The organism is Streptomyces sp. E2N166 (genome assembly GCF_003671715.1).
GTDB lineage: Bacteria > Actinomycetota > Actinomycetes > Streptomycetales > Streptomycetaceae > Streptomyces > Streptomyces thinghirensis.
The window spans coordinates 83,756-96,273 of the sequence record NZ_RAIF01000031.1; the positions used below are offsets into that span (position 1 = coordinate 83,756).

Annotated in this window: 7 protein-coding genes and 3 pseudogenes; 8 read left to right on the forward strand and 2 right to left on the reverse strand. The window is 72.3% G+C overall.

Features of this window, described 5'->3' with window-relative positions; all coding sequences use genetic code 11:
• The 7 genes and pseudogenes from EBH09_RS22385 to EBH09_RS22415 form a co-directional block, all read left to right on the forward strand.
• Positions 1–1,302: pseudogene (locus EBH09_RS22385) on the forward strand (serine/threonine protein kinase); the annotation flags it as partial.
• Positions 1,303–1,447: 145 nt separating this feature from the next.
• On the forward strand, positions 1,448–3,154 hold the full coding sequence (locus tag EBH09_RS22390) for a serine/threonine-protein kinase (protein WP_193776471.1): 1,707 nt from the start codon (positions 1,448–1,450) through the stop codon (positions 3,152–3,154).
• 116 nt (positions 3,155–3,270) lie between these two features.
• Positions 3,271–4,110: pseudogene (locus EBH09_RS22395) on the forward strand (serine/threonine-protein kinase); the annotation flags it as partial.
• A 205-nt stretch (positions 4,111–4,315) separates the two neighbouring features.
• Positions 4,316–6,004 (forward strand): serine/threonine-protein kinase, encoded by a 1,689-nt coding sequence (locus EBH09_RS22400; RefSeq protein ID WP_121748742.1) that lies wholly within the window; start codon positions 4,316–4,318, stop codon positions 6,002–6,004.
• Positions 6,004–6,696, forward strand: a pseudogene (locus EBH09_RS22405) (serine/threonine-protein kinase); the annotation flags it as partial. The gene EBH09_RS22400 and the pseudogene EBH09_RS22405, both read left to right, overlap by 1 nt.
• A gap of 169 nt (positions 6,697–6,865) precedes the next feature.
• Positions 6,866–8,479, forward strand: a complete 1,614-nt coding sequence (locus EBH09_RS22410) for a succinic semialdehyde dehydrogenase (protein ID WP_121748744.1) — start codon at positions 6,866–6,868, stop codon at positions 8,477–8,479.
• Between the two features lie 40 nt (positions 8,480–8,519).
• Positions 8,520–10,340, forward strand: coding sequence for a GMC family oxidoreductase (locus EBH09_RS22415; RefSeq protein WP_121748745.1), 1,821 nt, complete (start codon positions 8,520–8,522; stop codon positions 10,338–10,340).
• Positions 10,341–10,422: 82 nt separating this feature from the next.
• Here the strand turns inward: EBH09_RS22415 and EBH09_RS22420 are convergent, their stop codons facing one another.
• The gene (locus EBH09_RS22420; RefSeq protein ID WP_121748746.1) at positions 10,423–11,082 is read right to left on the reverse strand and encodes an LAETG motif-containing sortase-dependent surface protein; all 660 of its coding nucleotides are present in this window, start codon (positions 11,080–11,082) and stop codon (positions 10,423–10,425) included.
• Here EBH09_RS22420 and EBH09_RS39970 point away from each other — a divergent pair.
• Positions 11,069–11,326, forward strand: a complete 258-nt coding sequence (locus tag EBH09_RS39970) for a hypothetical protein (protein WP_345940953.1) — start codon at positions 11,069–11,071, stop codon at positions 11,324–11,326. The two genes, EBH09_RS22420 and EBH09_RS39970, sit on opposite strands and share 14 nt — an antisense overlap.
• A gap of 750 nt (positions 11,327–12,076) precedes the next feature.
• Here EBH09_RS39970 and EBH09_RS22430 read toward each other — a convergent pair.
• Positions 12,077–12,364, reverse strand: coding sequence for a chorismate mutase (locus EBH09_RS22430; protein WP_121748747.1), 288 nt, complete (start codon positions 12,362–12,364; stop codon positions 12,077–12,079).
• Positions 12,365–12,518 lie beyond the last annotated feature (154 nt).

Sequence of the window (12,518 nt, forward strand, 5' to 3'; positions counted from 1 at the left end):
TGGGACGACCTGGTCTCCCGCACCCCCGCGCCGCGCGGTCCCGCCACCGCGCTCGCCGCCGAGCGGGCACGGCAGACGCGGATGGCCGTGGTCGGGCCGGTGACCGAGCGCTGGGCGCCGGAACAGGCCGGTCCGGTGCACGAGAACTGGCAGCTGGCCGCGCCCATCGGCCCCGCCACCGACCTGTGGGCGCTGGGCGCGCTGCTCTACCGTGCCGTACAGGGGCATGCGCCCTATCCGGAGGAGTCGACCGCCGAGCTGGTGCAGATCGTGTGCGCGGAGCCGCCGGCCTTCGCCGAGGAGTGCGGACCGCTGCGGCCGGTCGTGGAGTCGTTGCTGCGTCAGGACCCCACCGAGCGCATCGACTTCGAGGAGCTGCGCGGCTGGCTGCGTTCACTGGTGCGGTCGGCACCCGAGCCGGAAGCCGGCCTGCACGTCATCTCGGCCCCGCCCGCCGAGACCAGCCGGCTGCCCATCGTGCGCCGCCGCGGCGAGCTGGTGCGCAGGCGGCGTGCGGGACTGCCCGCGCACCACGGACGGCACAAGCGGGGCAAGCAGGACACGGCCCGCTCCCCGCGCAGCCTCGGCCGGACGCTGCTCCTGCTGATACTGCTCGCCCTGGCCGGAGCGATCGCCTACGCCGTGTTCCTCATGCCGAAGAACGACACGAAGGGCGACGGGAACACCGACCGGACGGGCGCCGTCGGCGAGGCGAGCCAGGCCCCGCCCGAACGGTCCCCGGACGCCGGCGACGAGCCCCGGCCGGAACAGACGTCCCCGAAGGACGACCCCAGCGCCTCGGAGACGGGCACCGGCTCCACCGAGACGCAGACCAACGACCCCGGCGTCGCCGACGGGTTCGCCCTCCGCAAGGACCCCGAAGGCTTCCACGTCGCCGTCGCCGAGGGCTGGAACCGCACGCCCCGCAACGGCAGCGGCCAGGTCGTCTACGCGAAGGGCGACTTCGAACTCGTCGTCGTCCCGGGCCGGGACCGCGCGGCCGAGTTCGGCGAGGACCCCATGGTCTACCAGCGCGACAGCGAGCCCGAGCTGGAGCCGTACCGTGCCTCCAGCTGGGCCACCTCCAGCGGACTGAAGACCATCGAGGTCGGCGGACGGACCATGGCGGAGGGGCAGTTCACCTGGACCGGCGCCGGTGGCGGTGAGCTGTACGTGCGCAATGTCGCGATCCTGATCGACGGGCGCTACCACGTCGTGCAGGTCCGTGGCCCGGAGGCGGAGCGGGACGAGGTGAGCCGGTTGTTCGAACAGGCGTCGGCGACCTATCGGTACACCCGCTGACGCAAGTCCGGCCCGATGGTTGCCTCCTGACACGGAAAGCGACAACCGTCACAGAGCGGTTTCCATGCCACCCCGCCCGTTCCCCGGACGGTGGCCGGTCCCTAGTCTGACCCTGACAAGACCATTGCGGGGCAACGTGAATCAGATGCAGGGCCGGCTGGTCGCGGGCCGATACCGGCTCGGGGACGCCATCGGCAGCGGCGGCATGGGCCGGGTGTGGCGCGCACACGACGAGGTGCTGCACCGGACCGTCGCCATCAAGGAGCTGACCGCCGCGCTCTACGTCTCCGAGAGCGACCAGGCGATACTGCTGGCGCGTACCCGGGGCGAGGCGCGCGCGGCGGCACGGATCAACCACTCGGCCGTCGTCACCGTCCACGACGTCCTCGAACACGACGGCCGGCCCTGGATCGTGATGGAGCTGGTCGAGGGCCGCTCGCTGGCCGACGCGGTCAAGGACGAGGAACGGTTCGAGCCGCGGGAGGCGGCCCGTGTCGGTCTGTGGGTGCTGCGCGCCCTGCGTGCCGCGCACACCGCCGGGGTCCTGCACCGCGACGTCAAGCCCGGCAACGTACTGCTCGGCGACGACGGCCGGGTGCTGCTCACCGACTTCGGCATCGCCCAGATCGAGGGCGACTCCACCATCACGCGGACCGGAGAGGTCGTCGGCTCCGTCGACTACCTGGCGCCGGAGCGAGTCCGCGGTCACGACCCCGGCCCCGCCTCCGACCTGTGGGCGCTCGGCGCGACGCTGTACACGGCGGTGGAAGGCAGGTCGCCGTTCCGCCGCACCTCACCGCTCACCACCATGCAGGCGGTCGTCGAGGAGGAGGCCACCGAGCCCCGGTACGCCGGTCCGCTCGCGCCCGTCATCAGCGCCCTGCTGCGCAAGGACCCGGCCTCGCGGCCCGACGTGACCGAGGCGGAACAGATGCTCGCGGAGGCCGCGGAGGGACGGCGGCCGAACGCGGCCCAGGCGTATGTGCCGACGCAGTACTCGGGCCCGCGGGGGCAGGGCGACGTGGCCCGTCCCGGGGCGCCGGGGCCGGTGCCGACCGGCGGGACAGCGGCGACGCCGTACCAGCAGATGACCGGTCCGACGGCGGTCGGTCCCACGGCCGTCGGTCCCACAGCGATGGGTCACGCGGCGGCGGGGCACGCGCCGACCGGTCCCGCGGGCGTCGCTCCCGTACGGTCCCGGCGCCGCCGCCTGCGCACACTCGCCCTGGTCGTCGTCGCCGCCGCCCTCATCGGCGCGGGCACCGCCGTGGTGCTGCAGCAACGGGGCGGGGGTTCGACGGCCGGGCAGGACCCCGCCCACTCGCCGTCCCCCTCCCCTTCCGCCTCCGCCACGACCGGCAAGGGTCCCGGCGGGTCCGTCCCGGCCGGTTGGGTCCGCCGGGACGACCCGGTGGGTTTCAGCCTCTACCTGCCCGAGAACTGGCAGCGGAAGGTCTTCGACGACGACGGCGAGCTGAAGCAGGTCGACTACACCCCCGACGGAGGCGAGCACTTCGTCCGCATCGCCGTCGACACCGCGCCCGACTACAACGACCCGTACGCCCATCAGCTCGACCTGGAGGCCCAGCTCCAGCGGCTGGTCGACTACCGGCGCGTCACCCTGGAGCGGACCACCTACCGCGACCACAAGAGCGCCCGGTGGGAGTACACCTGGACCGCGCTGGCCAAGGACACCTCCTTCCCCGGTCCGCGGCGCGCCGTCGAGGAGACGTACATGTCCCGTGACGGCGTCGAGTACGTCATCTACATGTCGGCGCCCGCCGAGGACTGGGAGACCGCGCGGCAGCAGTTCCGGACGGTGCTGCAGAGCTGGCAGGAGAAGACCCCCTGACCCGTGCCGTGTGATGGCCTGAAGCCGTCGCAACGACGCACGCGTGTCCGTCGGTTGTCGGCCACCCGGGTTACGGCGCCCCGGAGCCGGTCCGTCCGGTGGGGCATGATGGGCGCATGGTGACCGAGGGGGCCGGCGGGCGTGTCATCGCGGGCCGTTACCGACTCCATGAGCGGCTCGGCCGCGGCGGCATGGGCATCGTGTGGCGGGCGACCGACCAACTGCTCGCCCGCGAAGTGGCCGTGAAGGCGCTACCCCTCGACGAGGCCCTCTCCTCGGCCGAGGCCCGTCGGCGCCGCGAGCGCACCCTGCGCGAGGCCCGCGCGGTCGCACAGCTGAGGCACCCGCACGTCATCGTCGTGCACGACGTCGTCGAGGACGACGAACGTGCGTACATGGTCATGGAGCTGGTCGACGGCGGCTCGCTCGCCGACCGGGTCCTCGGCCACGGCCCGGTCGACGCCACCGAGGCCGCCCGGATCGGCGTCGCCCTGCTCGACGCCCTGCGCACCGCGCACGCGGCCGGGATCCTGCACCGGGACGTGAAGCCGTCCAACGTGCTGGTGGCCGAGGACGGCCGGGTCGTCCTCACCGACTTCGGCGTGGCCCAGGTCGCGGGCGCCACCACGCTCACCGAGACCGGCTCCTTCGTCGGCTCCCCCGAGTACACCGCCCCCGAGCGGATGTCCGGTGCCGGGACCGGACCGGAGTCCGACCTGTGGTCGCTGGGTGTGCTGCTGTGCGCGGTCCTCAGCGGGTCCTCGCCCTTCCACCGCGACTCGCTGGGCGGCGTCCTGCACGCGGTGGTCACCGACGTGATCCGTCCGCCCGCGCAGGCCGGGCCCATCCTTCCGGTCGTACAGGGCCTGCTGGAACGCGACCCGGAACGGCGGCTGGACGCGGCGGAGGCCGAGCGGATGCTGCGCGCCTTCCTGACCACGGGCCGGACTCCCGCGCCGCCCCGCACCGGTGAGCCCCGGCGGGTGACGCGGGGCGTGCTCATGGCGCTGGTACTCGCGGTACGCCGACGGGTTCGGCGTCCGTGACGCCGTCTTCGCAACGCACCTAAACAGGAGATAAGCGGCAGCGTGCGTCACGGGTCTGTGACCACGGAGCACGGTTGGTGGATGCGGGCACGCCGGGCGCGATATGGATGGACCCATGAGCAGTAACGGGGGACCCCGCAACGGGTCGGACGAGCCGACGAGTTTCGGCCTGCGACCACCGAATCCGCCCGTCGCCGTGCCGCACCCCGGCAACCCGTACGCGGCACCCACCCAGGTCGTGCCGCCCCGGTCGCCGGCGCCGCAGCCCGCGCACGCGGAGCCGTCCGCACAGGACGCGGGCGCCGGGCGGCTCATCGCCGGCCGCTACCGGCTGATCTCCAGGCTCGGGCACGGCGGCATGGGCACGGTGTGGCGGGCGAAGGACGAGACCGTGGACCGCGAGGTGGCCGTCAAGGAGCCCCGCGTACCCGACCACCTTCCCGAACGCGAACGGGACAACGCCTTCGAACGGATGCGCCGCGAGGCCCGCGCCGCGGCCCGCCTCGACCATCCGGCCGTGGTCGACGTGCACGACGTGGCGGTGGTGGACGGCCAGCCGTGGATCGTGATGGAGCTGGTCCGGGGCCGCTCGCTGGGCGACGCGTTGCAGGAGGGCACACTGGGTGCGCGCGAGGCTGCCCGGATCGGCCTGGAGGTGCTCGGCGCGCTGGACGCCGCCCACGCGGCCGGCGTCCTGCACCGGGACGTGAAGCCGGACAACGTACTGCTCGGGCGGCACGACCGGGTCGTGCTCACCGACTTCGGCATCGCCCAGATCGAGGGCGAGACCAATCTGACCGACACCGGCGGCTTCGTCGGCTCGCCCGAGTACATCGCCCCGGAGCGGGTGCTGGGCCAGCGCCCCGGCCCGGCGAGCGACCTGTGGTCGCTGGGCGTGGTGCTGTACGCGGCGACGGAGGGCGTCTCGCCGTTCCGCCGCAGCAACACCCCCGCCACGCTCCAGTCCGTGCTCAACGCCGCGCCGGCGCCGCCCGCCTCCGCGCAGGGGCCGCTGGCCGAGGTCATCACGGGCCTGCTGAACAAGGACCCGGCGCGCCGTCCGGACGCCACCCGGGTCCGCGCCCTGCTGAGCGCCGCCGCGAACCCGCCGGAGCCGGTCCCCACCCAGGTCGTACACGTCGCCGGGGCGGACGGGCCGTCCCGGCCGGTGTCCAAGTGGAGCGTCAGGCTGGGCCGCAACGCGTGGATCACCCTCGGCGCGGCGGTCGTCGCGGCGGCGGTGGCGTCGTACCTGGTGATCGCGGACCCCTTCGCGGGGTCCCTGCCGGAGGGGTGGAAGAAGCACGACCTCGGTGCGAAGCCCGGCATGAGCGTCGGTGTGCCGGCGGAGTTCGTGAAGCTGAAGCACCCCGACAAATGGGACGGCACCACCGAGTCGTTCGCCGACCCGAGCGGCGCGATCACCGTCCACGTGGACCGTGACATCAAGGCCGACGACGAGAACGACGACCTCCCGGACACCGCGGGGGCCAACGCCTGGGCGGACTGGGAGATGCTCAAGGACGGCGAGTACTCGTGGAACTTCGCCGACAAGCCCGCTCCCAGGGGTGAACCGAGCGAGACCGAGTACAAGGGCAGGAAGGCCGCCGAGAACACCATCGCCTACACGACGGCCGACACGCAGAACCCCCGCGAGCGCGAGTACCACATCCTCTACTACCGGGCGGACAACGGCGACATCTACAAGGTCTCCATCGACTACCCCCGCAAGGGATACTTCGCGGACGAGGGGCGGAAGATTGCCCGGACCGTCGTCGCCAACTGGGAGGTCGACCAGCTCTGATGGAACTGCAGGGGTACCTGGTCGGCGAGCGGTACCGGCTGCTGAGGCGCGTAGCTTCCGGCGCCTCGGGAACCGTCTGGCGGGCCTACGACGAACGCGCGGCACAGGACGTCGCCGTCAAGCAGCCGCGGCTGCCCGGCGACCCGGCGGACGAGACGTACCGCCGGGCCGCCCACCGCCTCTACCGCGAGGCACGCGCCGCCACCCGTGTCGACCACCCCGCGGCCGTCCGCATCCGCGACGTGGTCGTGGAGGAGGCCCAACTCGACGGACTGCCCTGGATCGTCATGGAGTGGGTCCCCGGCGAGTCCCTGCGGGAGGTGCTCCGGCGCGGTCCGGTGCACGCGCCCGAAGCGGCCCGCATAGGGCTCGCGGTGCTCGGCGCGCTGCGGGCGGCGCACGCCGTCGGCATCGTGCACCGCGCGGTCAGGCCCGCCAAGGTGCTGCTCGGCCCGCACGGCCGCGTCGTGCTCACCGACTTCGGCACGGCCCGCGCACCGGGCGAGGACTCCCCCCGGGGTGCCGGCCCCGCGGCGGACCTGCGCTCGCTGGGCGTCCTCCTGCACACCGCCGTCGAGAACCGGTCGTCCTCCGGGCCGCTCGACCCGCTGATCGAAAGGCTGAAGGCCGAGGACGCCACCCGGCGACCGGATGCCGAGGAGGTCGCGCGGCACCTGGAGGCGGTGGCCGGCGCCCCCCGGTCCGCGCCGGACCGAAAAGAAGTGATCAGGTCCAGCCCCGCCGGGTAACCTCCTGATCAGCGCATTTGTTGCCAGCGATCACTGGCGTTGTGTGAGCACTCGGTGAATCCCGATTACCGACGGGTACACAAAGCCCTCGCGGCGTCATACCCTGCGGCTCATGACGGACGCGCAGGCCCCGGAAATCACCGGCACGAACCCTCTCGCCCCCGCTCCCGCGGGCGCCCGCACCGCGGCCGACGTGGTCACGCCCGAGCTGGTCGCCCAGCTCACCAAGGGCGTGGCCGGCTCCGGCCGCACCGCCAACCACACGCCGTTCACCGGCGAGAAGCTGGCCGACCTGCCCGAGTCGACGCCCGAGGAGGTGGCCGGCGCCTTCGAGCGGGCCCGCGCCGCCCAGGCCGTGTGGGCACGCGTTCCGGTACGGCAGCGCGCCGCCGTCCTGCTGCGCTTCCACGACCTGGTGCTCGAGCGCCAGGCCGAGGTGCTCGACCTCATCCAGCTGGAGACCGGCAAGGCCCGCCTGCACGCCCACGAGGAGGTCCAGGCCGTCGCCGTCGCCGCCCGGCACTACGGCCGCAAGGCCCCGGCGTACCTGCGCCCCAAGCGGCACACCGGCGCCATACCGACCCTCACGAAGGTCACCGAACTGCGCCACCCGCGCGGTGTCGTCGGGCAGATCGTTCCGTGGAACTACCCCTTCGAACTGTCCGTCGGCGACGCCCTGCCCGCCCTGGTCGCGGGCAACGCGGTCGTGATGAAGCCCGACACCGAGTCCTGTCTCACCGCGCTGTGGGCCCGTGACCTGCTGATCGAGGCCGGGCTGCCCGCCGACGTCCTCCAGGCCGTCATCGGCGTCGGCCCGGTCATCGGTCCCGAGGTCGTCAAGCACGGTGACTACGTATCCTTCACCGGCTCCACCCGCACCGGCCGAGAGGTCGCCACGGTCGCCGCGGACCGCCTGGTCGGCGTCTCGCTGGAGCTCGGCGGCAAGAACGCCATGCTGGTCCTGGAGGACGCCGACATCGAGAAGGCGGCGGCAGGCGCCGTCCGCGCCTGCTTCTCCTCCGCCGGCCAGTTGTGCGTGTCCATCGAGCGGATCTATGTCCACGAGTCGGTCGCCGACGTCTTCCTCGACCGCTTCGCCGCCCGCACCCGCGCGATGCGGCTGGGCAGCGCCCTGGCCTACGGAGCGGACATGGGCTCCCTGGTCAGCGGGCACCAACTGGAGACCGTGAAGCGGCACGTCGAGGACGCCGTCGACAAGGGCGCGCGCGTCGTCGCCGGCGGAGTGGCCCGTCCCGACATCGGGCCGTACTTCTACGAGCCGACCGTCCTCGAAGGCGTCACGGACGTCATGACCCTGTGCTGCGAGGAGACCTTCGGCCCCGTCGTGTCCGTCTACCGCTTCAAGACGCTGGACGAGGCCGTCGACCGCGCCAACGCCACGTCGTACGGGCTGAACTCCTCGGTGTGGACCACGAACGCCCGCCTGGGCCGCGAGACCGCCGCCCGTCTGCGCACCGGCACGGTCAACATCAACGAGGGCTACGCCTCCGCGTACGGCAGCGTCCAGTCGCCCATGGGCGGCATGAAGGACTCCGGCCTCGGCCGCCGGCACGGCTCCGAGGGCATCCTCAAGTACACCGAGGCCCAGACGGTCGCCCACCAGCGCCTGCTGCCGATGGCGCCCTCGCTGGGGATGGACGACGAGAAGTACGCGGCGTTCATGAGCCGGAGCCTGCGCCTGATGAAGGCGTTCCGCTTCCGCTGAGCAGCCCGCCACCCGTACCCGTTCTCAACGAGGAGAGCACGTGTCGCAGGAGAAGTCCGTCCAGACCCGGGACGACGAGAACGGGTACGACTACGACGTCCTCATCGTGGGGTCAGGTTTCGGAGGCTCGGTCTCCGCCCTCCGCCTCACCGAGAAGGGCTACCGCGTCGGCGTCCTGGAAGCGGGCCGCCGCTTCACCCGGGAGTCGCTGCCGAAGAACTCCTGGGACCTGAAGAACTACCTGTGGGCCCCCAGGCTCGGCATGTTCGGCCTCCAGCGCATCCACCTGCTCGGCAACGTCATGGTCCTGGCGGGCGCCGGGGTCGGCGGCGGATCCCTGAACTACGCCAACACCCTCTACGTGCCGCCGAAGCCGTTCTTCGAGGACCCCCAGTGGCGCGGCATCACCGACTGGCACGATGAACTGACGCCGTACTACGACCAGGCCAAGCGCATGCTCGGGGTCCGGCTGAACCCGACCATGACCCCGTCCGACGTGCACTTGAAGGCCGCCGCCGAGCGGATGGGCGTCGGCGACACCTTCCACATGGCGCCGGTCGGCGTCTTCTTCGGCGACGGCGAGGACGCCGACGGCACGGCCAGGGCCCAGCCGGGTGAGAAGGTGCCCGACCCCTACTTCGGCGGGGCGGGCCCCGACCGCAAGGCCTGCAACGAGTGCGGCGAGTGCATGACCGGATGCCGGCACGGCGCGAAGAACACCCTCAACGAGAACTACCTGTACCTCGCCGAGAAGGCGGGTGCCGTCGTCCACCCGATGACGACGGTCGTCTCGGTCACCGACGACTCGCGCGGCGGGTTCGCGGTCGCCACCCTGCCCACCGACCGGCAGAAGAGGGGCGCGGGCCGCACGTTCACGGCCCGCCGGGTCGTCTTGGCCGCCGGCACCTACGGCACCCAGACCCTGCTGCACCGCATGAAGGCGAACGGCCAGCTGCCGCACATATCCGACAAGCTCGGCGAGCTGACCCGCACCAACTCCGAGGCCCTGGTCGGCGCCCAGACCGACGACCGGCGCTACCGCAAGGCCACCGGCGAGACACGGGCCGACTTCACGCGCGGCGTCGCCATAACGTCCTCGATCCACCCGGACGCCAACACCCACATCGAGCCGGTCCGTTACGGCAAGGGCTCCAACTCGATGGGCGGCCTGTCCATCCTCCAGGTCCCGTACGCCGGGCACACCGCCTCGGGCGCGTCCCGTGTCCTGGGCTTCCTGGGCCACGCGGCCAAGCACCCGCTGCTTGTCCTGCGTTCGCTCTCCAACCGCAAGTGGTCGGAGCGGACCATCATCGGCCTGGTGATGCAGTCTCTGGACAACTCCCTGACCACGCACCTGAAACCGACGGGCGTCGGCAAGGGCCTGCTCACCGCCCGCCAGGGCCACGGCTCGCCCAACCCCAAGCAGATCAAGGCGGCGACGGAGGGCGCCTCCGCGCTCGCCGCCGAGATCAACGGCTTCGCCGGCTCCAACGTCGGCGAGCTGATGGGCACCCCGCTCACCGCCCACTTCCTCGGCGGCTGCCCGATCGGCGCCTCCCGCGAGACCGGCGTCATCGACCCGTACCACCGTCTCTACGGCCACCCCGGCATCTCGGTCGTCGACGGCGCCGCGGTCTCCGCCAACCTGGGTGTCAACCCGTCCCTGACCATCACGGCGCAGGCCGAGCGGGCGATGTCGTACTGGCCGAACAAGGGCGAGAGCGACCCGCGCCCGGCGCAGGGCACGGCCTACGAGCGCCTGGCCGCCGTCGAGCCCAAGTCCCCGGCGGTCCCGGCGGAGGCCTTCGGTTCGCTGCGGCTGCCGTTCCTGGGAATACCGGCGGTGCCGCCGAAGGAGTAGCGCGAAAGGCGAGAGGGACCTGCGCCCCCCTCCGAGCGCAGGTCCCTCTCACCCGGCCTGTGTCACGCCGGTCCGTGCTGTGTCACGCCTCCGCGCCGGCCTTGCGCCGCCGCACCGCGAACACCGCGCCGCCACCGAGGACGACGGCGAGCCCGCCGACGAGGCCGATCATCGGCAGTGCGGAACTGGAACCGGTCTCGGCGAGACTGCCGGTGACCTCGGGCGTGCCCGCGGCCGGCTTCTCGACGGCGACGGGAGCCTTGCCGCCTTCCGTCGGCTTGGTGCCCTCGGTGTCCGTGCCTGCGGCCACGATCTGGAACTTGTAGGCGACGTCACCGAAGCCGGTGCACTCGCCGTCCGCGTCGCCGTAGATGGTCGCGCCGAGCGTGAAGCCGGCGCCGACCGGGGCGTCGGACCTCACGTTGATCCGCATCGGGATGTCGACCTCGTAGTCGGGCGCCAGCTCGTCGGTGTAACCGATGTAGCCGACCGCGTAGCCGAACTCGTTGAGGTCCTCCCAGATCTTGTCGTCGGGGTTCCAGGCCTGGAGGCTGACCTTCTTGCTCTCGAACAGCTCCTCGCCGTTCCGGTCGGCGGAGGCGCCGGCCAGGTACTCGAGGTTCTGGAGCGTGGAGCCGGAGTCGTTGGCCACGTTGAGCGAGAACTTGTGCCAGCCGCTGCCCGCCGCGATCTCACCGGGGAGGCCGCTGATGTTGACGTCGACCTTGGTGTCCTCGCACACCGACGGCTCGGGGGCCGGGGTCTCGGACTCCTCGGGCGCCGAGGTGCTCGGCGACGGCGAGGCGGGCGCGGAGGTGCTGGGCGCCGGGGACTCGGGGGCCGAGGTACTCGGAGAGCTGCTCGGGGAGCTGCTCGTGGAGTCGCTCGGCGGCGGAGCGGTCTCGCTCGTGGACTGGCTCGGGGCCGGGTCCGTCGGAGGTGTGCTCTCCGGTGCGGTTTCGGCGGCGGAACTGGTCGGCGGCTGAGACGTCGGCGTGTCACCGGTCGCGTAGGCGGCCGGCGCCGCGAGCAGCGCCACCGGGGCGATCACTGCCGTGGCGGCCGCTGCTGCCATGGCGCGACGAAGCTTCATGAAGACCTCGAATAGTCCGGCGTACCGCGCACGGCGATACGGGAGAGTCAGGGAGGCCTCCGCGTGTGGGGCGCGGGTGTGGCCCTTGGTTCGGTCCGTACGCCTGTTTGATCTGTGAAAGCTGTGAATGGTTGTCCTCGAACTCACAGAACTTTTATGTGGCGTGCGTCACTCCGGACCGTCGGGGGGGCGTCGACATGGCGAAGGGCCCCGCGGCGGAGTGAGCCGCGGGGCCCTTCATCGGCCAGCACCGGCGTCAGGGCAGCGCCGGTGCCTCGGGAAGCGGCGCCGGGGGGTTGCGCCGCCTGCTTCGAATGGCATGCGGTTCCGAATGGCCGTGCAGTCGAGTGGGCCGAGGGACTCGGCCGCCGCCCCGTCGGCCGGCCCCGGGCGTCCCCGGAGCCGGCCGTTCTCTTGGGTGACCGGGCTGCTGTCCCCTGCCGTCCGGTCACTTTCCTGGAGCGAGGTCCCACGACGTGCGGCACGATCCGTACGTCTCATCGCTCCAGTGAGCCACGCGTGGTTCTTTCGGGCCCGTCCCTGGCTGACACGGACACCGGGACAACGAAGCCACTCGCCTGCCGGTCACGCGCCGTACGGGTGAGAAGCGCCCGAACTCGGATGCGACGCTCGGACCCGGCGCTCAGACGCGCCCGCGGCACAGTTCCAGCATCGTCATCGCCAGCGCCGTACCCGGCTTGCCCAGCGCGTGCCGGTAGTGGTCGAGGACCTCCATCTCGCGGGAGAGGTTCACGCGCCGGCCGCCGGAGGTGATCCGCGCCTCCTGGATGACCGCGGAGACGGCCATCCGTTCCTGGATCAGCCCGATGATCCGGTCGTCCAGCGCGTCGATGCGCTCCCGGGCGCCCGTGATCACGTCGGCTGCCTCGGTGGTGCGGGCGCCGGTCTTGTCTGCCGCGGTGACGGTCATGTCGGTGTCTCCTCGCCGAAGGGGGCGGTGCCCCCGGCCGACGGGATCCGCAAACGCCAGGCGCCCCGGACCTTGTCGGCCCGGGGCGCCTGGGAAGTCGCTTGTCAGTTGCTCAAGCAGCACGACCATGGCAGCCGGTGGGCCGGTTGCCATA

Coding starts and splice junctions, on each gene's coding strand:
- EBH09_RS22400 (WP_121748742.1), top strand. CDS start 4,316: ATGAGCAGTAACGGGGGACCCCGCAACGGGTCGGACGAGCCGACGAGT.
- EBH09_RS22390 (WP_193776471.1), top strand. CDS start 1,448: ATGCAGGGCCGGCTGGTCGCGGGCCGATACCGGCTCGGGGACGCCATC.
- EBH09_RS22430 (WP_121748747.1), bottom strand. CDS start 12,364: ATGACCGTCACCGCGGCAGACAAGACCGGCGCCCGCACCACCGAGGCA.
- EBH09_RS22410 (WP_121748744.1), top strand. CDS start 6,866: ATGACGGACGCGCAGGCCCCGGAAATCACCGGCACGAACCCTCTCGCC.